The sequence below is a fragment of the Marinobacter sp. EVN1 genome, from assembly GCF_000475375.1.
Lineage (GTDB): Bacteria > Pseudomonadota > Gammaproteobacteria > Pseudomonadales > Oleiphilaceae > Marinobacter > Marinobacter nauticus.
Genome location: NZ_AXCB01000001.1, coordinates 16,844 through 39,290 on the forward strand (window position 1 = coordinate 16,844; position 22,447 = coordinate 39,290).

Consider the following 22,447-nt stretch of genomic DNA (forward strand, 5'->3'; position numbering starts at 1 on the left):
GCTAAGTGCGGAACGACCCGCTCTGCGGGTGTCCCGTCGCCGGGGTGGTTCTGGTACAATTCGCCGCCTGCGGTTACCGGCCGCTCACCATTCATTCAAACCGCACGGGTAGGCATGAACGCGCTCGAAAAACGCTCAGTTGTGGCTCTGGCTTCGGTATACGCCATGCGTATGCTGGGCCTGTTTATGGTCATGCCCGTGTTTGTGCTGCTGGGTACGGACCTGCAGGGTGCGACGCCGGCGCTATTGGGCCTGGCGATTGGTGCTTACGGCCTGAGTCAGGCGCTGCTTCAGATCCCCTTCGGCCTGTTGTCGGATCGGGTTGGCCGCAAGAAGATGATCTACCTGGGGCTTATTCTGTTTGCCAGCGGGAGCCTGCTGGCCGCGTCGACCGACTCAATATACGTTGTGATCGCCGGTCGGATTCTTCAAGGTGCCGGTGCCATCGCCAGTGTATTGATGGCACTGCTGTCAGACCTCACCCGAGAGGAAGAGCGCACCAAGGCCATGGCCACGGTGGGCATTTCCATTGGCCTGTCGTTTTCCGTGTCGCTGGTGCTGGGCCCGTTGCTGGGCGCGGCCTGGGGCTTGTCTGGCATCTTCTACGTGACGGCAGTGATGGCCCTGTTGGCCCTTGTTGTGGTCGCCAGGGTGGTGCCTACGCCACATACCCATAAAGTCAGCGCCGATACCCATCCTGCCCGCGAAATGGTCGGGCGCGTTCTGGCCGATGGCCGCCTGCTGCGGCTCGACTTCGGAATCTTTGTGCTGCACCTGGTTCTGACGGCCCTGTTCCTGGTCTTTCCGACCATGCTTCAGGATCAGTTGGGATTGGCCAGCAGTTCCCACTGGTGGTTCTATTTGAGTGTGATGGTGCTTTCTTTCTTTGCCATGGTGCCCTTTATCATCATTGGCGAAAAGAAACGCAAAATGAAGCCGATACTGTGCATGGCCATTGCCTTGCTGACAGCGGCAACAGCAACGCTGACTCAGGTGAATGCCAGCCTCTGGGCAGCCTGGGGTGTGCTATTTTTCTTCTTTATGGCGTTCAATCTTCTGGAAGCCAGTCTGCCTTCGTTAATCAGTAAAGAGGCTCCGGCTGCCAGTAAGGGAACGGCCATGGGGGTTTATTCCACCTCCCAGTTTTTTGGTGCTTTTCTGGGTGGAGCTCTGGGAGGTTATCTGCTGCAGAGCGCTGGCGTGGAGGGAGTGCTCTGGTTGATGGCCGGGTGCCTCCTGGTGTGGCTGCTGGCAGCCTTGACCATGCCGGCCCCGAGCTACACGACCAGCCTGGTTCTGGAGCTGAGGGATGCGCTGGAAAATACCTTTGACGACGTGGACCGTCAGCTACGAAGGCTGCCGGGCGTGAAGGACGTTGTGATTGTTGAAAATGCATCGACAGCCTACCTGAAGGTGGACCGTCAGCATTTTCGGGAAGATCAGCTTGCGGACTTTGACTTTGTCCGGCAGGGTAAGAGTACTTAAACACAGGATGCTGGCATGGATGGCTGGCACTCCGCAAAACATGATCAGGAGCATACGATGGCACGAGGCGTAAACAAGGTAATTCTCATTGGTAACCTGGGGCAGGACCCGGACACTCGCTATACCCCCAACGGCAACGCTGTGGTTAACCTGAACCTCGCCACAGACGAGAGTTACAAGGATCGCCAGACCGGACAGCTGGTGCCGAAGACCGAATGGCATCGGGTTGTGTTGTTCGGCAAGGTGGCTGAGGTGGCTGGGCAATACCTGCGCAAAGGCTCCAAGGTCTACATTGAAGGCAAGCTGCAGACCCGGAAATGGCAGAACAAGGAAGGGCAGGATGTCTACACCACCGAAGTGGTTGTGGATATCAATGGCCAGATGCAGATGCTGGACAGTCGTGGCTCTGAGGGCGGCATGAATCCGGGGGCACCCCAGGGACGGCCGCAGCAACAGCCGCAATACAATCCGCCGCCCCAGCAGGGTGGACAGGCTGGTGGCTACAACAACCCGGCACCCCAGCAGCAGGGTGGCGGCATGCCTGAGCCGATTGATGATTTTGATGACGATATTCCGTTCTGATAAATATCAAGTTTGTCCTGAATCAAAAGCCCGCGATTTCTGCGGGCTTTTTTGTTACGGACTTGCAAAATCTCCGTGAAATCAATCAAAAATCCGTAGAGTTACGTTCGGTTTCTCAACTACTATGTAAGTCAGTGTAAAAAGCCGGCGATATTTTAAGCGTTTCTACGCTTGGCTATCGTGGCAAATACCGTTCGCCTTGAAGGAAGTCATGACCCTGAGCTCCGTTGTAAACCGAGTCTCCCGCTTGTTTGCGCGGGCAGACAGCAGAACCCCGGTCTGTCTTGAGGTCCGCCCTGACGGCATCGCCTGGGCCAAGGGCTCCGATGGGGTGTTGGCCGGCAGAGGGTTTGTCGATTGTTTGCCGGCCAAGCGTCGCGAAGCGCTCGAGTCTCTCGTTAACGAACAGGGCTGGGCGGGAGCCCCGGCGGTCGTGGTGTTGCCCATCGATCAATACCAGGTTTTCCAGGTGGAACGCCCTGAGGGTATAGAAGACAACGAACTGGCCGATGCCCTGAAGTGGAAGTTGAAAGATTTTCTGGATTTCAGCCCTTCCGATGCGGTTTCTGATGTTTTTGCCTTTCCGGAAGATGCCTCCCGTGGGCGCGGGCCCCTGGTGAACGTAGTTACGGCTCGCAAGTCACTGGTGCAGGAGCTGATGGCACTGGTTGACGGAGCCGGCCTGGAACTGGTGCGAGTGGATATTGCTGAACTTGCACTGCGGAACCTGGCCTCCCGTATGGACACCGCGAACCGTGGTGTGGCGCTGGTCCACCTGCGCGAACGATATGGGCAGATGGTTGTCTGCCGCGGCGATACGCTGTATCTGTCCCGGCGGCTGGACGTGTCCTACGACGATCTGCGGGATGCCGGGCGACAGGAAAACGCGGTGCAGTCCCTCGCCCTGGAGATTCAGCGCTCCATGGATTATTTCGAGAGCCAGTTGGGCCAGGTGCCGCCCGCCACGATCCGCCTGGTGGCGAGAGACTCGGTGCTGCCGCTTACCTCCATGTTGTCGTCCTATGTGGCCGCCTCGATTGAAACTGTCGCCTGGCCGGAGTTTGGACTGGAGCAGGATCTGGATAGCCGGTGTCTCCCTGCCTGGAGTGCGGGCCTGGTCGTCGGGGAGGCTCATTAATGCAGCAGCAGGTCAATCTTTATACCGCCGAGCTGCGGCCAAACAAACAAAAGCTGAACGCCACATCGGCACTGATGGCGCTGGCACTGGTGATTGTGGTGGTTGCTGGGCTTGCCGGCCTGGTTCGTTACCAGAATCAGCAACTGGAGGCTCAGGCTCTGGCCGTAGAGCGGCAAAACAACCAGTTGGAGCAGGTGGTCGCCCGGCTGCAGGATGAGGTTCTGGCTCGTCAGCCGGACCCGGATCTGGAAGCGGCTCTGGCAAGGGTCACGGAAACGATCAGCCGCCGACAACGACTGCTGGGTCGAATCGAAACCCTGGCCATAAGTGGTCATTCCGGATTTTCCGGAAGGTTGTCTGCGTTGGCCCGGCAAGTGCCAGACAATCTCTGGCTGACCGGGATTCGGCTGGAGTCTTTCCCCGCTACCCTGACGCTTAAGGGCCAGACCCGGTCTGCCGACTTGGTGCCCCGTTATCTCGAACGCCTGGGCGAAGAGCCGGCGTTTATTGGTGAAACCTTCTCTGATTTCCGGATCTCGCGCCCGGATGGAGAGGCAGCACGCCAGTGGGTCAACTTTCAGATTGCCACCGAAAACAACGGGGACACAGGCTTATGAGCGTGTTGAAATCCCGATGGGCTGACGGCTGCCAATGGTATAACGACCGGCCGATTCGTGAGCGGGTTCTGGTACTGCTAACGGTGTGTGTGGTGGTGTTTGTTGTTGGCTGGGAACTGCTGGTTGCGCCTGCTGAAGCCCGGAAAAGTCAGCTAAGCAGCCAGTTTCAGGCAGCGCTAACCACACGGGATGCTTTGCTGAGCCAGCAGGAAAGCCTTGATGGACAGCTTGCCAGTGATCCTTCCACCGAGCTGCGGGAAAGGCTTGCAGCGCGGGAAAACCGGCTAAGCAGCCTGAATGAGCAGATTGCTGAAACCACTGGTCAGTTGATTGCACCCCGGGACATGGTGGTTCTGTTAAGAGAAATGCTTGCTGCGCAACAGGGCCTGAAACTGGACTCCATGGAGTTGTTGGCTCCGGAGCCGGTGTATGACGAACCGGACACGGCGAATGCTGCCGTCGGTAACGACAAGCCAAAACCCGAGCCGTTGTTGTACACGCACGACGTGGAAATGACCGTGCGCGGCGGCTATCTGGACGTGTTGAACTATCTTGAGCGCCTGGAAGCCATGGATGAACGGCTGGGCTGGTCGCGGCTTGAGTATGATGCGGGCACCTGGCCGGACGGCCAGGCCACTATTCGGGTGCGCACGCTAAGCCTGGAGCCTGCGTGGTTGGGGGTGTGATGTGAGCTGGCAAATTGTTGGTACTGCCGTGATCGTGATGGCCGCCGCCGCGGCGTTGCCAGCGCAGGCGTTGCAGGACCCCACCAGGCCGCCGGGTATTCAGAGCCAGGCTGTAGCTGCAATGCCGCCGCGACCCCTGGAGCTTGGCTCCATTGTCCATGGCTCCGACCGACGAGTGGCGGTGATTGAGGGCGTTGCCCTGACAGAGGGTGAGAGCCACGACGGTATTCGCGTGCGCCGGATCTATCGAGACCGTGTTGAAATCCTGGATAACGGACAACATCGGGTGCTCTACCCGGAAACCCTTCCGCAGGTGCGGAGAACCCAATGAAAGACAAGCGGACACCAATGAATGCATTCAGACCGAAGGCCCAGACGGCGCTCGTAGTTGCGCTCTCCCTATTCATGGCGGCCTGTAGCAACAATCCGTTAATGCGCACCTCGGCGGCGACCTCTTCGGATGTGGCTGACGAAATCGATCGAACCCTGGAACAGGCTGAACAGAGTCAGCGGATAGCCAGTAACGTGAGTGCGGTGCCTGCGCCATCGGCTGCCGATATCAGCAGCCAGTTGTTGCCGCCTCTGAGTAGCAGCCCGCAACAGGATGAGCGCTTCGATGTGAACGCCTCGGATGTTCCGGCCAGTAGTTTTTTTGAGGCACTGGTTGCCGGCACCCGCTATAACGTGGTGGTTCGCCCGGATGTGGCCACGACGGTCAGTCTTCGACTGAGCGATGTGACCGTTCCTGAAGTCATGGACATAGCGGCAGACCTGTATGGCCTGGATATTACCCGTGCTGGTCGGCTATATCGGGTGGCGGCCGATCAGGTTCAGACCCGCCTGTTCCCCATCGATTATCTGCACTTCAAGCGCCGTGGCGGCTCGGAAACCCGTGTTAGTTCCGGGCAGGTCAGCAGTTCCCGAAGCAATAGAGAGGGGGCTGGCAGCAACGATAACAATGAAGACAATGAAACCCGCAATCTGGTCGGTACCACGATATCTACTCAGACCGAATCGGATTTCTGGAGTGATATCCGCGACGCACTGAACATGATCGTGGGCGGGAATAAAGGGCAGGTTGTGGTGAATCCGGGAGCAGGGCTGGTTATGGTCCGGGCTGGCGCCGACGATCTGAGGCTGGTGGAGAGCTATTTGCGCAAAACCGAGCTGATTATGCAGCGCCAGGTTGTGCTCGAGGCCAAGATTCTGGAAGTGGGGCTGAACGAGGGATACCAGCAGGGTATCAATTGGTCCGATCTCCAGAGCGCTTCTTCAGTAACCGCCAGTGATGGCTTGCCTGCGGAATTCACTTTTGAAAGTGTGACCGGTCAGGTCATCAGAACGTCGGATATAGGCGGATTGTTCTCTGCCACTATCCGAGAGGGCAGCTTTAATGCTGTCATCGAATTGTTGGGGCGTCAGGGTAATGTGCAGATCCTTTCCAGCCCGAGAATTTCCACGATCAACAATCAAAAGGCCGTGATCAAAGTCGGCACCGATGAGTTCTTCGTCACCGACATTGATTTTGATGACAACAATTCCGCCGTTACCGCCACCGACAGCACATCAACCTCCGTCGAGCTGACGCCGTTCTTTTCCGGCATCTCACTGGATGTGACACCTCAGATCGCCGAGGACGGCGCCATCACCCTGCATGTGCATCCATCCGTGAGCGAAGTGGCGGATCAGGAAAAGGTGATTACCATCGGGGAGCGGGATGTCACCCTGCCATTGGCCCGCAGCACCGTTCGCGAAACCGATAGCGTCATCCGGGCCGAAAGTGGCCAGATTGTGGTGATTGGCGGTCTGATCCAGAACAGCAGCGAAGACAACAATTCAGCGGTGCCTTTCTTCAGTGAGATTCCACTGCTGGGCGAACTGTTCAAGCAACGCAATTTTGAATCCCGGAAGAGCGAACTGGTTATTCTGTTGCGTCCGGTCGTCGCCAATGCCGGTCAAATGCAGGCTGATGTCAGTGCCTCCCGTGAGCGCATGAATGTATTGCGGGAGCTGCTAAACTCGTCTGAATCCGTCAAGCCACAACCCGAGACTGCACCGCGCTGATGTATCAGAGCCACTTCGGACTGCAGGAAGCACCGTTTGCATTGACGCCCAACACCCGCTACTTCCTGCGGGCGCCCAGCCATTCCGATGCCCTGGAGCTTTTGCTGGTGGCGCTGCGGCAGCGGGAAGGCTTTATCAAGGTGACCGGGGAAGTCGGCACCGGTAAAACTCTGCTGTGTCGCCTGCTACTGAATGAGCTTGATAAAGAAGCCTGCACGGCCTACGTGCCCAACCCGAATCTGCCACCGGATACGCTTTACGAAGCGGTCGCGGAGGAGCTGGGGGTGGATGTGGCGGTGTGCGCCAACGTCCATCAGATCCTCAAGGCCCTGAACGAGAGACTGATTGCCCTAGCGATGGACCAGAAGCCGGTGGTGCTGGTGATTGACGAAGCCCAGGCCATGCCGGAAGAAACCATTGAAGCCCTGCGCCTGCTCACCAATCTGGAAACCGAAAGCACCCGGCTGCTGCAGATCGTGTTGTTCGGTCAGCCCGAGCTGGACACGACCCTGAGCAAGGACAGTCTGCGCCAGTTGCGCCAGCGCATTACCTTCCAGACTCGCCTGCAACCGCTGAACCGGGATTCGGTAAGCCAGTATCTTCGGCACCGACTCTCCCAGGCGGGGTATAACGGCTCCGACCTGTTCGCGCCAGCTGCTCTCAGAGTGATCTGGCGGGCGTCAGGAGGTATTCCAAGGCTAGTGAATGTGCTGGCACACAAGGCCATGCTGGCGGCCTGGGGGCAGGGGGATCGATTAGTCAATCGCAGGCACGCGCTGCTCGCGGTCAGGGATACCGAAAGCGCCCGTTCCCTCGGACTGTTCGGGGGGTGGTTATGAGCCTGTTGAACGATGCCCTGAGGGCGGCCGAACAGCGGCAGCAACAACCACAGGTGTCGGCGGTGTATACCGGTAACAGCACAACAGCGGGTACGGGATCCGGTGCAAAAACCGCTTTGCTGCTCGTTCTTGTGAGCTTCCTGGTGCTCGGCGCTGGCGTAGCGTGGTGGTTTATTTCGAAAGGCGAGACGGTTGCCCCAGCGCTTACTGAAGCCAATGTGGCGCCAGCTCCCGTCCCCGAAGATCTTCTCGAAACTCAGACTGTGGCGCAGTTCCGGCCGAATACGGAGGCGGCGAATTCTTCCGCGGTTACACCGCCTGAATCAGTAGCCAGACCTGTTCTTGAACCGGTGGTGACAGCTGAGCCTGCTGTAGCCCCAGAGCCGGCCACCATCGAAACGGTTGAGGAGCCGGTCCGGCACCTGGCAGAACCGACTGAACAGCAGGAGCCAGCCACACCCGAGGTGGCCGTAGCAGAAAAAGCCAGCGCGGCGGAGCCTGAGCCGGCTGTCGCCATTGCTGAGCCTGAACCTGCGGCAACGCCGGCCCGGACATCCGTGAAACAATCCCGCGAAACACCGGAAGCGATCGACCTGCGCACCAGCCGTGAGCTGGCCAGTCTGTTGGTGTCAGGGCGCAATGCTGAGGCCGAGCAGTTGCTGGCCACGCTGATTGAAAGCCAACCTGCACCGAACAGCCGGGAAGTGGTTGCCCGTGACCTGCTGGTGCAGGGAGAAGCGGAGCGGGCACTTGGCTGGCTCCCGGCTGCGGTGACTGACGATTACGCCGGCCTGCGCTTGCTCCGGGCCAGAGCTTTACTGGCGCAGGGGCAGCTTGAGCAGGCAGTGGCCACGTTGTTGGCCCGGGTGCCGGCTGTGGCTGATCAGCCAGAGTACCGCATCACGCTGGCTACCTTGCTGCAACAGGTCGGGCAGACGGAGGCCTCTGCCGGCCACTGGGCGGAACTCATTGCCTACGACGACGGTCGCCCAGCCTGGTGGCTCGGCCTGGCCATTGCCCTGGAAACCGGAGGGCGCAGCCGCAGCGCTGCGCAGGCTTATGCCCAGGCTGCAGCCCTGCCGGGCTTGTCTCCGGCGCTGGCGGACTACGCCCGAGAACGCTTGAATGCATTGCAGGCAGGATCATGACCACAGAACCGAAGAAAAAAATTCGCATAGGTGACCTGCTGGTCCAGAACGACGTCATCACCGAACAGCAGCTGATGACGGCGCTGCGTGAGCAGAAGAACACCGGCCGGAAACTGGGCCGGACCCTGATTGATCTGGGCTATGTGGATGAGGATAACCTGCTTAATATCCTCTCCCGCCAGTTGGAGGTGCCGTTCGTACAACTGCGCCACTACCAGTTCAACAACGAACTGGTAAAGAAGTTGCCTGAGGCCCTCGCGCGCCGGTTCCGGGCGATTGTGTTGGCGGAACAGGGGGGCGAGTTGCTGGTGGGCATGGCCGACCCGCTCGATATTTTTGCCTACGATGAACTGGTGCGGGTGCTCAAGCAGCCCATCAAACAGGCGGTTGTTCGGGAAAGCGAACTGCTCAACACGTTGGACCTGGTCTACCGCCGTACCGACGAGATTGCCTCGCTGGCCGAGGAGCTGGAAGACGAGCTGGGCGATGATGCCTTCGACCTGGCGGACCTGTCTGCCGAATCCGAAAGCGCTGATGCTCCGGTGGTCAAACTATTGCAGACTCTGTTTGAGGACGCCGTGCAGGCCCGGAGTTCGGATATTCATATCGAGCCGGATGAGTCGGTGGTGCGTATCCGCCAGCGGGTGGACGGGGTGCTTCAGGAACAGGTGATGAAGGAAAAACGCGTGAACGCGGCGCTGGTCCTGCGCCTGAAACTGATGGCGGGCCTGAATATTTCCGAGAAGCGGTTGCCGCAGGATGGCCGTTTCAACGTGCGGGTAAAAGGCCGCAGTATCGATGTGCGGGTATCCACCATGCCTGTGCAATATGGTGAATCGGTGGTGATGCGTTTGCTGGACCAGAGCCAGGGTATGCTGGATCTTCAGGGTACCGGCATGCCACCGCACTTGCTGGAACGTTTCCGTAAGCTGATCAAAAAGCCCCACGGCATGATTCTGGTAACCGGCCCCACCGGCAGCGGTAAAACCACGACCCTGTATGGCGCGTTAACCGAGCTGAACAAACCCGAGGTCAAGATCATTACCGCTGAAGACCCGGTGGAATACCGGTTGCCACGGATTACCCAGGTTCAGGTGAATCCAAAAATCGGACTGGAATTTGCCAACGTGTTGCGCGCCTCCCTGCGCCAGGACCCGGATATCATTCTGGTGGGTGAAATGCGCGACCACGAAACCGTCGAGATTGGTTTGCGTGCTGCCATGACCGGTCACCTGGTGCTGTCCACCCTGCACACCAACGATTCCATCAGCAGCGCCATGCGTCTGATTGATATGGGGGCGGAGCCCTTCCTGGTGGCCAGTTCACTGTTGGGCGTGGTGGCTCAGCGCCTGGTTCGGCGGGTATGCGACAACTGCAAAGATCCCTACCAGCCCACCGAACAGGAGCTGATCTGGCTGCAGTCCTTTGACCTGGATCCGCTCGATATTGAAGCCGGCTTTATTCACGGCAAGGGCTGCTATCAGTGCAGCAACACTGGTTACAAGGGCCGGCTGGGCGTCTACGAAATGCTGGAAATGGACGAGGACATGCTGGATGCACTGCGCCGCAAGGATGTCTCTGACTTTACCCGGGCCGCCCGCCGAAGCCCCATTTATCGACCTTTGGGGCAGTGCGCCATGGACTATGCTCTGCAGGGGGTGACCTCGTTGCAGGAAGTGGCACGAGTAGCGGCCACCTCGGAAGCCGACATAACGGTGGATGCCGATGATCTGGGCGGCGATACCGCCATAGGAGTGGATAGCTGATGCAGTTCAGTTACCGGGGCAAGGATAACCGGGGCGTTGTCCAGCAAGGTTCTCTGACCGCCGCCAATCCGGACGCGGCAGCCAGCGAACTGATGCGCCGTGGTATTACGCCGCTGACCATTCGCGAACAGGAAGATACCTCGTCGGCACTGGACAAACTGAACCAGCTGCCGCTGTTCCGCAAAGCCGTCACGCTGGATGAACTGATTGTGTTCTGCCGCCAGATGCACGCGCTGACCAAAGCCGGTATCCCGCTGATTCGCACCATGCGCGGTCTGGCAGAAACCACGCGCTCGCCGGTGCTGGCGGAGGTGCTGGAGGACATTACCAACCGCCTGGAAGGTGGCACCACCATGGCCACGGCCATGCAGGCACACCCGAAAGTGTTCTCCGAGTTGTTCATCGCCATGATCCACGTGGGGGAGAACACCGGAATGCTGGACGATTCGTTCAAGCGTCTGTCGGAGATACTGGAGCTGGAACGCGACACCAAACGACGGGTAAAACAGGCACTGCGCTACCCGACGTTCGTGGTCATCGCACTGCTGGCGGCGCTGATGGTGGTGAACTTTCTGGTCATTCCGCGCTTTGCCTCGGTGTTTGCCAAGCTGGGTGCAGACCTGCCATTCCTGACCCAGGTACTCGTCGGAACCTCGAATTTTCTGCTGGGATACTGGCCCTTAATGCTGTTTGCGGTGGCTGCCGGTGCTGTGCTGATTCGCCAGTGGAAGCGGACTGAGCAGGGACGGCTGATGTGGGATCGCTACAAGCTGAAGCTGCCCATCATCGGCCCCCTGTTGGAGTTGATTACCCTCAGCCGTTTTGCCCGTAACTTTGCCACCATGCTCAAGGCGGGCATGCCGGTTACCCATGCTCTGACGGTAGTGGCCGATGCCACCGACAACGCCTGGATCGGCAGCCACATCAAAGACATGCGGCTTGGTATTGAGCGGGGTGAAAGCCTGCTTCGAACCGCGCGGCACAGCGAGATGTTCACGCCTCTGATCCTGCAGATGATCGCGGTAGGTGAGGAAACCGGTTCGGTGGATGACATGCTCAATAACGTCGCCGATTTCTACGACGAAGATGTGGACTATGGCCTGAAACGGCTGGCGGAATCCATCGAGCCGATCCTGATTGTGGCTATGGGGGTACTGGTTCTGATTCTGGCGCTGGGGGTCTTCCTGCCGATCTGGGACCTGGGGGCCGCCGCCATGGGGCGGGGCTAGGTGCAGGGTCCACGCTGGTCTTCTGCCGACGGCCTGGCCAATAGCCGGCGGATGCGGATGCTGACGGCCCTGGTGGTGCTGTTTGTGCTTTGGTGGGTGCTGCTGGGCAGGTTGGACAGAGAGCTGCAGCGGGTGGAAGAGCAAAGCGTGGCCATGGTGCTGACGCAGCTGCGCTCTGCCCTGGTGATTAAAGGTGCGGAAGCCATGCTGAGCCGGAAGCAGAACCTGGCCAGCCTGGAAGGGCGTAATCCCTTCAACTGGCTCGACCACCAATGGCCCCGTTATAAGGGCGGTTGTGGCGGGAATGAGCCGGACTCCGGCAGTTGGTGTTTTGCAAACCAGCAACAAAATGAAACAGGCGAATCGGCCAGGGGTTGGTTGATTTATAAACCGAAGCAGCCGATAACCATAGAAGGCAAGCGCGTAAAACCCGAACAGCTGATCGCCTGGCGAGTGACAAGCGAATTTGCTGACCGCAACAGGAATAACCGGCGGGAGCAAGACGAACGGCTCACCGGCCTGAAACTGAGGCAGGTACCGTTCCAGAAAACCACAGTGAACCGGCAGGACGCCAGGCGCTGAATGGCCAACACGATTGAACCGGCAAGAGGCTGACGAATGACGCAGTACAACAGCAAACAGAAGCAAAAAGGTTTCACCCTGATTGAGCTGGTGGTGGTGATTTCCATCCTGGCTATCCTGGCGGCGTTTGCGCTGCCGCGGTTTGCGCAGCTTTCTGAGCAGGCGCACCAGTCGAGTATCAAGGGTACTGCTGGGGCGCTGAGTGCGGGCGTTGCGCTGGTCAAAGCCCAGTGGGTGTCGAATGGCCAGACCGCCGCCGTTTCGGCCGTTGATGGTTTCGGCGATGACGACGTGGCAGTCAACGATGAAGGTTGGGCAACGTCGACTAATGGCACGACCGGTGCCCCGAACGAAAATCGTTGTGTGCAGGTATGGCAGGGATTGCTGCAGGCTAATGCCCCGACAATCTCAACCGCTACTGCCGCCAATGCGGACGCTGACTATTGGGCGGCTGTGGTTGGTACGGCTTGCGAATACGAATATCAGTTGGATGGTCAGGGCAGCACCATTACCTACGACACGGCTGATGGCTCTGTGGTCACCAATATAAACTAAGAACGATGCGATAGTTTCAATTAGAACTTCACGACAAACGTAAGAGGTAACAGCAATGATGAATATGATCCCAGCAAGAAATCAGAAGGGTTTCACCCTGATTGAATTGGTAATGGTAATCGTGATCCTGGGCATTCTGGCGGCGTTTGCTTTGCCGCGGTTTGCTGATTTGGGGGGGGAGGCGCGTGAATCTGCGATCAAAGGGGCCGCTGGTGCGATTAAGTCGGCGTCTGCCATTGTTCATAGCACTGCGCTTGCCAAAGGTGAAACTGGAACAACAGCCACGACTATTGAAATTGATGGTGCTGACATCGCTGTGGTGAAAGGATACGCAACAGCTGCTCAAGCGGGGATTCTGGATGCAGCCCAGATTACTGGACAAGATTTTCATATCGATACTGGAACCGCCAATACGGTGATTGTCCGGCCTCTAAATGACACTACTAATACAAGCTGCCAGGTGTCGTATGAGTTCGATTCAACCAATGATGACGCTCCGACAATCTCTCTGCCTACTTCTCTCGATTGTTAAGAGCTGAAACGTCTTGGAGGAGGGAGGCTGTGGCAAGTTCTGTTGAAGCATTGCTGTGAAGCCTCCTCTTAAGCTGAGGTGTATCTAGTAGGTATGCGAAAGGGAAGTGTGGCAGTTTATAAACCGAGCCGTGGTTTCACGCTCGTTGAGCTGGTCATGGTCATCATCCTGATCGGAGTCCTCTCCGCCCTGGGTGTTGGCCTGTTCGCCAGGAGCTCGGCCTTCTCCCCTCTGCTGGCCACCCAGCAACTGGAATCCGCCACGCTGCTTGCCCAGCAGGCAGCGCTGGCGGGTAACACCACCCAGAACACGCTGACCGTGACATCGACCTCCAGCGAATTTCTGTTCACCGTGGGCTCACGGGAGCCTTTCCGGATTGACAGCGGCGGGACATCCCTGTCGGTCACCGGAGCCACCTTTCCCATTACCTTTGATTATTTTGGCCGTCCGGAAACCTCGGGTAATACCGTTCAGTTTACCTTTTCCGGCGAATCCACTTTTCGGGTTTGCCTGAGCCCACTTGGGGCGATTTACCGGGGGCCGTGCTGATGCTTGTCCAACGTGGAGCCACCCTGGTGGAACTGGTCATGGCCATCGTGATTATCAGTGTTGCCATTGCCGGTGTCGTCGGGGCATTCTCCCTGATTGCCGGACGCAGTGCCGACCCACTTAACCAGACCCGGGCAATTGCCTTGGCGCAGTTCTACATGGATGAGGTGCTGTCTCGGAAGTATGATGACAAGACTTTGCCGGGGGGCGTTCCAAAGGAAGTTGGCTGTACGATTGATAAAGAAGAGTCGGGGCGCAAGGATTTCGACGATGTGGATGACTACTACGATATCAATGGCTTAGCGCCTGAAAACGCGGAAGGTGGTTCTCTTGGCGCCCAATACTCCGGCTTCCGGGTTTCCATCAGTGTAACCTGTGCGGGCACCGAAGTAGGGCTGCCCTCCGGTGAGGCCAAGCGGATCGATATCACCATCACGGATCCCTCCGCAAACGACTACCGCTTCACCGCCTACCGAGCGAATTACTGATGCGCCGGGCAGCAGGATTCACGTTGGTTGAGCTGGTCATTGTCATCGTACTTTTGGCCATCGTGGCGACCATTTCCGTGCAGTTCGTCGCCCTCTCCACCCGTGGTGCGATTGACGTTAGCGCCCGACAGCAGCGCGCTTTGCAGGGCGTGGTGATCAGTGAACAGATAAGCCGGGAACTTCGGGAAGCTTTCCCGTTATCCATTCGCGTTGCGGGCAATTGTCTGGAATGGCTGCCAATTGAGGCAGGCACGGCCTACACCGATCTTCCCGATGGCGGCAACACGATCGCCGTAGCACCGTTTGCCAATACGCCCCCCAGTGGATCTACCCGGGCGGTGGTCTATGGTTATGGCACCTCTGCGGATTCACTCTTTGGCAGTGCCAGTCCGGGACCAGTATCGCCAACCATCGCCAGCATCGACAATTCAGTGTCTCCAGCTCAGATTAACCTTAGCGCCAATCATCGTTTCGGGGAACGGTCACCGCAGCGGCGGCTCTTCGTGGTGGCGCAGCCTGTCAGCCTCTGCCAGAGTGGTCGGTTTTTATACCGCTACAGTGGTTATGCCCCATCGACCACACAGCCAACTCCCCCGTCGGTGACACCTCGGATTCTATCGGCCAATCTTGCCGGTACGGCCCAGTTCCAATACACGCCACCCAGTTTTCGGCGTGCGGCAGTCGTGCAGTTCACCTTTTCTTTGAAGAGTCCTCAGGGTGATGAGACCACCACGGTTAGCCAGGAGGTGCAGATCCGCAATGTACCCTGATTCTTATCCCGGCCGGGAGGCCGGTGCAGGTCTCCCGGTGGCGCTGTTTATTATTACGGTACTGGCCCTGCTGGTAGTGGGCATGGGGCAGCTGCAGGAGAGTATCGGGCAGTCGGTAAGCCTGCAGATACAGTCCCAGCGAGCGTTCTTCGCGGCGGAAAGTGGCGCCCAGGTGGCAGTCAGGGATGTGCTGGAGGGCGGCAGCTGCAGTGCGGTGAACGCATCATTGAGTTTTACTGTTTCGGCCCTGAACGGCTGCAGTGCGTCGGTAACCTGCGCCTCGATAGCTGCCGATATCAAAGGCCCCGGAGGCGATACGGTGTTTTCAATTAAAAGCACGGGGCAGTGTGGCAATGGTCCGGATCAGGCCATACGGATAGTGGAGGTTCGCACCCGATGAATCGGACCATGTCACGGACGTTTATGAAAACCCAAAGCTTGTTGCTTTTGGCGTTGCTGTTTTCACTTGTCCCCTTATCGCTCCAGGCACAACAGGTTGTGGAGTTCGATTCTCCTGGTAATGGTTCCTTTACGGTTCCGGCCAATGTTCGATCCATCACGGTTGAGGTTTGGGGTGGTGGTGGTAGTGGTGGCTCGGTTTCCCGTTCCCTCTTTGGAGGCGGCGTGGAGGCAGGTGGTGGTGGTGGCGGTGCGTATGCTTCCCGGTCGTTCGGGGTTTCAGTTGGCCAGACTTTTGCCTACCGGGTTGGTTCCGGCGGAAGCAATTCGGCCGCAGGCGACAGCTCCTGGTTTGGCAGTCCGTCAACACTGCTCGCACAGGGTGGTGCTGGCGTAAGCACTAACAATACTTCGGGCGGCGCTGGTGGACGTGCGGTCTCGAGTGTCGGTGATGCAGCGTTCAGTGGTGGTCGAGGTGCCAACGCCCGTGGAGATGGTGGTGGCGGTGGTGGTTCCGCAGGCTCTGGTTCTGCGGGAAACGATGGCGCGGGCAGTACGGGCGGGAGCGCAGTAGCTGGAGGCGGGGCCGGCGGCAACGGCAGTTCCGGTGGAAGTGGGGCGCCGGGTGGTGTGCCCGGTGGGGGTGGAGGTGGTGCCGCCTGCAGTTTTCTTGTCTGTTTGTCGGCAAATGGTGGTGCAGGAGCATCTGGACGAGTGCGAATCACCTACACCGTTGAAGACCCTAAACCGGCAATCTGTTTCAGCGAAGAGTTCTCTGGGGGGGCTCTCAATACCGATGACTGGGCAACCTCCGTCTCCAGGGGGAGTTTCAGGCCTGGCATTGTTGGTGGCAGGCTGAGGCTGACTGAGGCTTTAGGGAACCAGGCGACAGCGGTCAGTTTACAGCGCTTGTTCCCCGGTGCTGATAACCTGATCCAGGTCGAATTTGACTACTATGCCTACGATGGCAACGGCGCCGATGGCGTCGCGATCGTTTTCTCTGACGCGTCGATCACACCGCAGGCGGGTGGTTATGGTGGTTCGCTCGGCTATGCACAGGAGCCAGACAGAACCGGGGGCTTCGCTGGCGGTTGGCTTGGCATAGGTATTGACGAGTACGGCAACTATTCGAACTGGAGCGAGGGTCGTCAGGGCGGCAAACGTGGACGAACGCCCGACTCGGTGGCAGTGCGCGGCGCCGAAGATTTGGATTACCAGTACATCGCAGGCTCCGATGCCTTGTCTCCCGGCATTGATGCGACCGGCAGGAATGCACCTCACCGTTACCGGATAACCATCGACTCACGAGGCGCTCTCCCTGTTCTCCTGGTTGAGAGAGACACCACTGCCACGGGCACCGACTATCAGGAGATCATCTCGGTAACGCTCACTGGCCAGCAAGCGGATGTTCCGGAGAACCTGTTCTTTTCCCTGACCGGCTCCACGGGTGGCTCAACAAATATCCATGAGCTCGATGGTCTGGAAATCTGCGCAGACAAGGTGGGCGAAATCCAGCGACGAGTGGACCACTTTGAAATCATACACAGTGGCAGAGGCCTGACCTGTAAGCCTGAGACCGTGAGAATTCGCGCCTGCGACGATGCGGCCTGCAACGCTTTCTTCCCTGATCCTGTGGAAGTGACTTTGTCTCCGTCTGGCTGGTTAGGGGGAGACACCTTCACGATGAATGGTGAGACCACTCGTTCATTGGCGATTACCTCACCTGGCACCGTCACTTTGGGGGTTCCTTCGTCGGATCCCGGTACGGTGGCATTTTCGCAGACTCTCTGTGATGACGGTTCCGGCACGTTGACGGCCGGTCAGTGTGAGATGACGTTCTTTGATTCGGGATTTGATATTACGGTGCCGGATCACATTGCGGATACCGTTGTCACAGCCCGTATCGCGGCGGTACGCAAGGATGACAGCACCCAGCGTTGTGTTCCCGGTTTTGACGAGGAAACGAAAGATATTGCGCTTTGGTCTTCCTACATCAACCCGTCTTCTGGTAGTCAGAGTGTGATATTAGATGAGGATGGCAGCGAGTTACCTTCCTCTATCACCGGAACCAAGCCATTGTTCTTCGATGCCAATGGCCTGGCAACGGTGAGTATTCGATACCCCGATGTCGGGAGGGTCCGTCTCAATGCCCGTTACCAAGGCTCCGGCGATGATGCAGGCCTGGAAATGCTTGGCGATGGTGAATTTGTTGCCCGCCCGGATCATTTCCAACTGACGATTCCGGGTAATCCGGCAGCGACCTCAGTTCAGGACGATAATGCGTTTGTAGCGGCCGGCGATGATTTCGAGGTTCGGGTTTCGTCTGTTAATGCCAGCGGCAACGTGACGCCAAATTTTGGCCAGGAAACGCCCGCTGAAGACGTAGTGCTGGAGGCCTCTCTCGTCGCGCCATCGGGTGGAGACAGTCCCGCACTTTCCGGCTCTTTCGGCGACTTTGCTCAGGACTGTAACGGCGCCGCGGCCGCAGGCGGCACTGCCTGCGGTCAGTTCCAGTGGCCAGAGGTGGGCATCATCAGCATTACTCCTGAGCTGGCCAGTGGTGGTTATCTGGGCACAGCTGATGTCATTGGTAACGCGGTCAGCCATGTAGGACGTTTCATCCCCGATCGTTTTGGTGTCACGATTACGGAGCCGGGTGAGATCGAGGCTTATTGCGACATTTCTACCGCATTCTCCTATATCGGCAAGCCGTTTGAATGGCTCAGCGGCGCCGAACCCACGCTGTTGGTGGAGGCCCTGAATGTCGGGGGAACCGTGACACGGAATTACACTCTGGGTGATTTCCAGCGGTTGTCGCCGGGCAGCCTTGTGCGAACGCCAGCAGCAGCCGATAACAGCGGTCTGGATGCCAACGGCGATCCCTTTCCTGTCAGCACGAGTCTCGCCAATCCGACTCTGTCCGTGATCGGGCGGGGCCAGTTGCAATATCGGTTCTCTTCATCGGATGAGATTACCTATGACAAGACGGTACAGACGCGGGTGGCGCCGTTTACACCGGACTATTCCATTGAACTGACACAGCTGCAGGATGCAGACAGCGTGACAGCCCCGCTGTTGCCAACGAATTTGGCACCCGTTGTGAACTTCGAATTGCGATACGGCAGGCTACAGCTGGAGAATGTATACGGCCCGGAAACCGTTAATCTGGCAATGCCGCTCCAGATTGACCATTATACGGCAGCCGGCTTCACCCGGAATCTGGCGGACAGTTGTTGGGGCTACAACACGGGTAGTGTCACTCTGGATCAGTCAGGCCTCTCCGGGGGCAGTACCTCGGTTGTGCCGGTCTCGGGGACGATGGATATGGGAGGCTCGGCCACGGGCAGTGAGGTTGTTCTGGCGGCGCCAGGCGAGCCAAACCGGGGGGACGTCAGGGTCAGTTTTCCGGTGCCGGTCTGGCTACAGGGAGACTATGACGGTGACGGTTCACTGGGCGACCCGTCAGGGGTGGCCACCTTCGGCGTCTACCGCGGCCACGACCGTATCATTTACTGGCGGGAGGTGACCGAGTGAGGTGAAGGAAGAGTCCTAATCCTCCTCCCCCTCCGGCTGATCCATCCCCAACTCATTGATTTTCCGGGTCAGCGTATTCCGCCCCCAACCCAGCAGAATGGAGGCATCCCGGCGGCGGCCGCCGGTGTGCTTCAGCGCAGTTTCAATCATGATTTTCTCAAACTCGGGCACCGCGGTATCCAGTATGCCTTTCTTGCCCCGCTTCAGTTCCTGTTCTGCCCAGTTCCTCAGGCCTTCCTGCCAAGTCAGACCGGTGGCAGCATGCTCGTTTTCCGCTTGATGCAGCAGTTCCGGGGGCAGGTCATCAATGTGGATCTCCCGGCCACTGGCCATGACGGTCAGCCAGCGGCAGGTGTTTTCCAACTGGCGGACGTTACCGGGCCAGGGCAGGGTGGTGAGGTATTCCTCTGCGTCCGGGCGCAGGATCTTGGGTTCTACTGCCAGCTCTTTGGCTGCTCGCTTGAGGAAGTGCTGCATCAGGCGTGGAATGTCTTCGCGGCGTTCGGCCAGCTTGGGCAGGTGCACCCGAATGACATTCAGGCGGTGGAACAGATCTTCCCGGAAGTTGCCGGCCTGTACCAGTTTTTCCAGGTCTTGATGGGTTGCGGCGATGATGCGCACATCCACTTTGATGGGGGTGGTGCCGCCTACCCGGTAAAACTCGCCATCGGCCAGCACCCGCAGCAGTCGAGTCTGTGTGTCGGCGGGCATGTCGCCGATTTCATCGAGAAACAGGGTGCCGCCGTTGGCCTGTTCAAAGCGGCCCTGACGGGCAGCGCCGGCGCCAGTGAAGGCGCCTTTTTCGTGGCCGAATAATTCGGATTCAATCAGGTCTTTCGGAATTGCCGCCATGTTCAGGGCGATGAACGGGTTTCGTGCTCTGGGGCTGTGATTGTGCAGGGCCTGGGCTACCAGCTCTTTACCGGTGCCGCTTTCGCCATTGATCAATACGGTGATGTTGGAGTGAGACAGCCGGCCAATGGCCCGGAAAACCTCCTGCATGGCCGGGGCTTCACCGATAATTTCGGTATTGCGTGGTGTAGCGTCGGCCAGCGGTTCGCTGGCGGCGCGTTTTTCATGGCTGTGGGCAACGGCCCGCTTTACCAGTGCGACGGCGTCATCCACATCAAAGGGCTTGGGCAGGTATTCGAAGGCACCGGTCTGGTAGCTGGTCACCGCGCTTTCAAGATCCGAGTGCGCGGTCATGATGATAACCGGCACATCCTGATGCAGTTCTACGATCTGGGAGAGCAGGGTGATTCCATCCACGCCAGGCATCCGGATATCGCTGATGATGGCGTCCGGTTGCTCGTGTTCCAGCCGCATCATGATGCTGTCGCCGCTGTCGAATACACGCGGTTGCATGCCAGCCTGGCTCAGGGCGCGTTCCAGCACCCATCGAATACTTCTGTCATCGTCGATAATCCAGACGTTTGCCGGTTGGCTCATTTGCTGTCCTCCAGAGGCAGGAAGATGATGAAATCGGTTCTTCCGGGCTCACTCTCGCACTCCACCAGCCCCCGATGCTGGCCGATGATGCTTTGGGTAATGGAAAGGCCGAGTCCGGTGCCCGAGGCCCGACCACTGATCATGGGATAGAAGATGTTCTGCAACAGCTCGGGCGGGATGCCCGGGCCGTTGTCTATAATGTCGACCCGGCACACCAGTCGGTGACGCCGATGGCCGATGGTGAACTGTCGCAAGGCCCGGCTGCGAAAGGTAATGGTGGGCGTTGCGGAACGCCCGCTTGCGGCTTCGTTTTCGAATGCCGCCTCCATGGCGTTGCGGGCGATGTTCAGGAAGGCCTGGATCAGTTGCTCTTTGTCGCCGGGGAATTCCGGGATGCTCGGGTCGTAGTCGCGTCTCAGGCGCACTCGGCCTTTGCTTTCGGCCTCAATCAGAGTACGGACCCGCTCCAGAATTTCGTGGATATTGGTGGGCGCAATCTTCAGGGCTTTGTTCGGGCCGAGCATGCGATCCACCAGGCTGCGCAGACGGTCCGCCTCGTCGATAATCACACGGGTATATTCTCGCTGGTCGTCGTCTGAAAGCTCGCGGTCCAGCAGTTGCGCCGCGCCACGGATGCCGCCCAGCGGGTTCTTGATCTCGTGGGCCATACCCCGCACCAGGATACGCGTGGTCTCCTGTTGCGAGATGATGTCTTCTTCCCGGCTGATACGCATGAGTCTGTCTCGGGGCTGGATCTCGATCAGCAGTTCGGTCGGGTCCAGGCTGATGGGAGTCACCGAGTAATCCACCGTCAGTCTGGCACCGCTGATCAAGGCAAATTCAGCTTCCCGGCGGGTGTAGGACTGGCCGTTCTCCACTGCGGCATGCAGAGTGGTCAGGGCATCCTCGGAATCCACCAGAACCTCCTGTAAGGGGAGGCCATGGCTTCGGGTCATACTGGTTTCAAACAGGCTTTCGGCGGCGGGGTTGAGGTAACGGATAGCCAGATCATCGCCAAGTACCAGTACTGCGGTTGTCAGACTGTCCAGAATACTCTTGTAACTGCTTCCGGATATGGTGACTGGATGGAATGGCATGCGTTGCTTCCGTTCTCGACTCATAGGATGTACCCCTGCGGCTGCAAAAAGCGAACCAGTTTTTTGGCATTGGGTAGCCAATGGGCAAGGATCGGGCAGAACGGGCGCGGTAGCCGGTACGCGGTGCTGTAGCTTGGTGCAGTAGTGAACGGTCTGGCGACAGGCAGCCCGGATTTTGCCCCTTGGCTGCCCAAAGTATGGTCACAACATGGTGCAATTGCACCATGTTGGTGCGAATAAGATTTAGTTGAGAACGGATGGGCGGTGAATCGTGAAGGTAATTGAATTGCCGGATTTCACGCGTACTCCGTTTTCATCGACAATATGAACGCCCGCATTGTGAGTGCCCCGGTCGATATTGCTGACGGCTACCGAGCCTGAGCTGCTTTGCCCGACCGGTTGTCCATCCAGGGTCACCTCAAATTTATGGCCCCGCTTCAGCGGTGGTGTGCTTTGAACCTCGAAGGTGACGTTGCCGTTGCCGCTGTGAAAGGCCTGTTCATTGGCCGGATACTGGAATGAGACAGCCTGGTAGGCTGCGCCCTCACGTTCCACCCGCTCGCGGAGTTGTTCGGGTTCCTGAACCGCTTCCGGCTTGGGCAGGGTGATGGTGGTCACGGGCTTCACCTGGACCTCTTCACCGCCTTCCATGGGTTCGTCGGAAAAGGTGACGTTGCCATAGGCGTCAACGTGTCGGTAGACCTCGCTGTGTGCTGTGGTCGAAGCCAGCATCAGCAGGCCAGCGGCGAGTACGAACGGTGCTTTCATGGCGATAACCTGTGGTAATGAACTGCTTTGATTATCGATTGCGGGCAAGGTCATTTCAATGTTGTGGCCTGCTTCCTTGGTTACATATCGTTAAGGGCGTGGGTCTTGGTTAAGAACTGGGATTGAGGCCACAAAAAAAGCCCCGCACGGGGCGGGGCTTCTGGTCTGCA

22 protein-coding genes are annotated in these 22,447 nt (G+C 58.4%); 19 read left to right on the forward strand and 3 right to left on the reverse strand.

Going from position 1 to position 22,447, the window contains the following annotated elements; genetic code table 11:
• The first annotated feature begins 114 nt into the window (after nucleotides 1-114).
• From Q674_RS21210 to Q674_RS0120425, 19 genes are all read left to right on the forward strand, one after another.
• Nucleotides 115-1,485, forward strand: a complete 1,371-nt coding sequence (locus Q674_RS21210; RefSeq protein WP_023007572.1) for an MFS transporter — start codon at nucleotides 115-117, stop codon at nucleotides 1,483-1,485.
• A 57-nt stretch (nucleotides 1,486-1,542) separates the two neighbouring features.
• Nucleotides 1,543-2,067, forward strand: a complete 525-nt coding sequence (gene ssb, locus Q674_RS21215; RefSeq protein ID WP_031209470.1) for a single-stranded DNA-binding protein — start codon at nucleotides 1,543-1,545, stop codon at nucleotides 2,065-2,067.
• Between the two features lie 211 nt (nucleotides 2,068-2,278).
• On the forward strand, nucleotides 2,279-3,205 hold the full coding sequence (locus Q674_RS21220) for a hypothetical protein (protein WP_023007574.1): 927 nt from the start codon (nucleotides 2,279-2,281) through the stop codon (nucleotides 3,203-3,205).
• The gene (locus Q674_RS21225) at nucleotides 3,205-3,822 is read left to right on the forward strand and encodes a PilN domain-containing protein (RefSeq protein WP_023007575.1); all 618 of its coding nucleotides are present in this window, start codon (nucleotides 3,205-3,207) and stop codon (nucleotides 3,820-3,822) included. Before Q674_RS21220 ends, Q674_RS21225 begins: the two co-directional genes overlap by 1 nt.
• A complete protein-coding gene (locus tag Q674_RS21230; RefSeq protein WP_023007576.1) occupies nucleotides 3,819-4,508 on the forward strand; it encodes a type II secretion system protein M in 690 nt (229 codons plus the stop codon). The genes Q674_RS21225 and Q674_RS21230 overlap by 4 nt, the downstream gene beginning before the upstream one ends.
• A 1-nt stretch (nucleotide 4,509) precedes the next feature.
• The gene (locus Q674_RS21235; protein WP_023007577.1) at nucleotides 4,510-4,839 is read left to right on the forward strand and encodes a hypothetical protein; all 330 of its coding nucleotides are present in this window, start codon (nucleotides 4,510-4,512) and stop codon (nucleotides 4,837-4,839) included.
• The gene (gene mshL / locus Q674_RS21240; RefSeq protein ID WP_023007578.1) at nucleotides 4,836-6,572 is read left to right on the forward strand and encodes a pilus (MSHA type) biogenesis protein MshL; all 1,737 of its coding nucleotides are present in this window, start codon (nucleotides 4,836-4,838) and stop codon (nucleotides 6,570-6,572) included. The genes Q674_RS21235 and mshL overlap by 4 nt, the downstream gene beginning before the upstream one ends.
• Nucleotides 6,572-7,411 (forward strand): ExeA family protein, encoded by an 840-nt coding sequence (locus tag Q674_RS21245; RefSeq protein WP_023007579.1) that lies wholly within the window; start codon nucleotides 6,572-6,574, stop codon nucleotides 7,409-7,411. Before mshL ends, Q674_RS21245 begins: the two co-directional genes overlap by 1 nt.
• Nucleotides 7,408-8,559: a tetratricopeptide repeat protein gene (locus Q674_RS21250; RefSeq protein WP_023007580.1), complete on the forward strand. Its 1,152-nt coding sequence runs from the start codon at nucleotides 7,408-7,410 to the stop codon at nucleotides 8,557-8,559. The genes Q674_RS21245 and Q674_RS21250 overlap by 4 nt, the downstream gene beginning before the upstream one ends.
• Nucleotides 8,556-10,325 (forward strand): GspE/PulE family protein, encoded by a 1,770-nt coding sequence (locus Q674_RS21255; RefSeq protein WP_023007581.1) that lies wholly within the window; start codon nucleotides 8,556-8,558, stop codon nucleotides 10,323-10,325. The genes Q674_RS21250 and Q674_RS21255 overlap by 4 nt, the downstream gene beginning before the upstream one ends.
• Entirely contained in the window at nucleotides 10,325-11,554 is a 1,230-nt protein-coding gene (locus Q674_RS21260; RefSeq protein ID WP_023007582.1) for a type II secretion system F family protein, read from the forward strand. The genes Q674_RS21255 and Q674_RS21260 overlap by 1 nt, the downstream gene beginning before the upstream one ends.
• Nucleotides 11,555-12,136: a hypothetical protein gene (locus tag Q674_RS21265; protein WP_031209475.1), complete on the forward strand. Its 582-nt coding sequence runs from the start codon at nucleotides 11,555-11,557 to the stop codon at nucleotides 12,134-12,136. It begins immediately after the preceding gene.
• A gap of 36 nt (nucleotides 12,137-12,172) precedes the next feature.
• A complete protein-coding gene (locus tag Q674_RS21270) occupies nucleotides 12,173-12,691 on the forward strand; it encodes a type II secretion system protein (RefSeq protein ID WP_023007584.1) in 519 nt (172 codons plus the stop codon).
• A gap of 55 nt (nucleotides 12,692-12,746) precedes the next feature.
• Entirely contained in the window at nucleotides 12,747-13,223 is a 477-nt protein-coding gene (locus Q674_RS41585; protein WP_023007585.1) for a type II secretion system protein, read from the forward strand.
• A 108-nt stretch (nucleotides 13,224-13,331) separates the two neighbouring features.
• Nucleotides 13,332-13,772: a type II secretion system protein gene (locus Q674_RS21280; protein ID WP_226538186.1), complete on the forward strand. Its 441-nt coding sequence runs from the start codon at nucleotides 13,332-13,334 to the stop codon at nucleotides 13,770-13,772.
• Entirely contained in the window at nucleotides 13,772-14,260 is a 489-nt protein-coding gene (locus tag Q674_RS21285; RefSeq protein WP_023007587.1) for a prepilin-type N-terminal cleavage/methylation domain-containing protein, read from the forward strand. Before Q674_RS21280 ends, Q674_RS21285 begins: the two co-directional genes overlap by 1 nt.
• Nucleotides 14,260-15,030 (forward strand): type II secretion system protein J, encoded by a 771-nt coding sequence (locus tag Q674_RS21290; protein ID WP_031209477.1) that lies wholly within the window; start codon nucleotides 14,260-14,262, stop codon nucleotides 15,028-15,030. Before Q674_RS21285 ends, Q674_RS21290 begins: the two co-directional genes overlap by 1 nt.
• Nucleotides 15,020-15,430: a hypothetical protein gene (locus Q674_RS21295; RefSeq protein ID WP_023007589.1), complete on the forward strand. Its 411-nt coding sequence runs from the start codon at nucleotides 15,020-15,022 to the stop codon at nucleotides 15,428-15,430. Before Q674_RS21290 ends, Q674_RS21295 begins: the two co-directional genes overlap by 11 nt.
• A gap of 23 nt (nucleotides 15,431-15,453) precedes the next feature.
• Nucleotides 15,454-18,963, forward strand: coding sequence for a DUF6701 domain-containing protein (locus Q674_RS0120425; protein WP_152526035.1), 3,510 nt, complete (start codon nucleotides 15,454-15,456; stop codon nucleotides 18,961-18,963).
• Between the two features lie 15 nt (nucleotides 18,964-18,978).
• Here the strand turns inward: Q674_RS0120425 and ntrC are convergent, their stop codons facing one another.
• The 3 genes from ntrC to Q674_RS21315 form a co-directional block, all read right to left on the reverse strand.
• Complete coding sequence (gene ntrC, locus Q674_RS21305) at nucleotides 18,979-20,412, reverse strand: nitrogen regulation protein NR(I) (RefSeq protein WP_023007591.1); 1,434 nt, start codon at nucleotides 20,410-20,412, stop codon at nucleotides 18,979-18,981.
• On the reverse strand, nucleotides 20,409-21,533 hold the full coding sequence (gene glnL, locus Q674_RS21310) for a nitrogen regulation protein NR(II) (RefSeq protein WP_011784286.1): 1,125 nt from the start codon (nucleotides 21,531-21,533) through the stop codon (nucleotides 20,409-20,411). The genes ntrC and glnL overlap by 4 nt, the downstream gene beginning before the upstream one ends.
• Before the next feature lie 219 nt (nucleotides 21,534-21,752).
• Nucleotides 21,753-22,277 (reverse strand): DUF4124 domain-containing protein, encoded by a 525-nt coding sequence (locus Q674_RS21315; RefSeq protein ID WP_031209479.1) that lies wholly within the window; start codon nucleotides 22,275-22,277, stop codon nucleotides 21,753-21,755.
• Nucleotides 22,278-22,447: the final 170 nt, after the last annotated feature.

What these genes read in the sequence shown, in the direction of transcription:
- Q674_RS21210 (WP_023007572.1), top strand. Translation starts at nt 115, where the DNA reads ATGAACGCGCTCGAAAAACGCTCAGTTGTGGCTCTGGCTTCGGTATAC.
- ssb (WP_031209470.1), top strand. Translation starts at nt 1,543, where the DNA reads ATGGCACGAGGCGTAAACAAGGTAATTCTCATTGGTAACCTGGGGCAG.
- Q674_RS21220 (WP_023007574.1), top strand. Translation starts at nt 2,279, where the DNA reads ATGACCCTGAGCTCCGTTGTAAACCGAGTCTCCCGCTTGTTTGCGCGG.
- Q674_RS21225 (WP_023007575.1), top strand. Translation starts at nt 3,205, where the DNA reads ATGCAGCAGCAGGTCAATCTTTATACCGCCGAGCTGCGGCCAAACAAA.
- Q674_RS21230 (WP_023007576.1), top strand. Translation starts at nt 3,819, where the DNA reads ATGAGCGTGTTGAAATCCCGATGGGCTGACGGCTGCCAATGGTATAAC.
- mshL (WP_023007578.1), top strand. Translation starts at nt 4,836, where the DNA reads ATGAAAGACAAGCGGACACCAATGAATGCATTCAGACCGAAGGCCCAG.
- Q674_RS21245 (WP_023007579.1), top strand. Translation starts at nt 6,572, where the DNA reads ATGTATCAGAGCCACTTCGGACTGCAGGAAGCACCGTTTGCATTGACG.
- Q674_RS21250 (WP_023007580.1), top strand. Translation starts at nt 7,408, where the DNA reads ATGAGCCTGTTGAACGATGCCCTGAGGGCGGCCGAACAGCGGCAGCAA.
- Q674_RS21255 (WP_023007581.1), top strand. Translation starts at nt 8,556, where the DNA reads ATGACCACAGAACCGAAGAAAAAAATTCGCATAGGTGACCTGCTGGTC.
- Q674_RS21260 (WP_023007582.1), top strand. Translation starts at nt 10,325, where the DNA reads ATGCAGTTCAGTTACCGGGGCAAGGATAACCGGGGCGTTGTCCAGCAA.
- Q674_RS21270 (WP_023007584.1), top strand. Translation starts at nt 12,173, where the DNA reads ATGACGCAGTACAACAGCAAACAGAAGCAAAAAGGTTTCACCCTGATT.
- Q674_RS41585 (WP_023007585.1), top strand. Translation starts at nt 12,747, where the DNA reads ATGATGAATATGATCCCAGCAAGAAATCAGAAGGGTTTCACCCTGATT.
- Q674_RS21285 (WP_023007587.1), top strand. Translation starts at nt 13,772, where the DNA reads ATGCTTGTCCAACGTGGAGCCACCCTGGTGGAACTGGTCATGGCCATC.
- Q674_RS21290 (WP_031209477.1), top strand. Translation starts at nt 14,260, where the DNA reads ATGCGCCGGGCAGCAGGATTCACGTTGGTTGAGCTGGTCATTGTCATC.
- Q674_RS21295 (WP_023007589.1), top strand. Translation starts at nt 15,020, where the DNA reads ATGTACCCTGATTCTTATCCCGGCCGGGAGGCCGGTGCAGGTCTCCCG.
- Q674_RS0120425 (WP_152526035.1), top strand. Translation starts at nt 15,454, where the DNA reads ATGAAAACCCAAAGCTTGTTGCTTTTGGCGTTGCTGTTTTCACTTGTC.
- ntrC (WP_023007591.1), bottom strand. Translation starts at nt 20,412, where the DNA reads ATGAGCCAACCGGCAAACGTCTGGATTATCGACGATGACAGAAGTATT.
- glnL (WP_011784286.1), bottom strand. Translation starts at nt 21,533, where the DNA reads ATGAGTCGAGAACGGAAGCAACGCATGCCATTCCATCCAGTCACCATA.
- Q674_RS21315 (WP_031209479.1), bottom strand. Translation starts at nt 22,277, where the DNA reads ATGAAAGCACCGTTCGTACTCGCCGCTGGCCTGCTGATGCTGGCTTCG.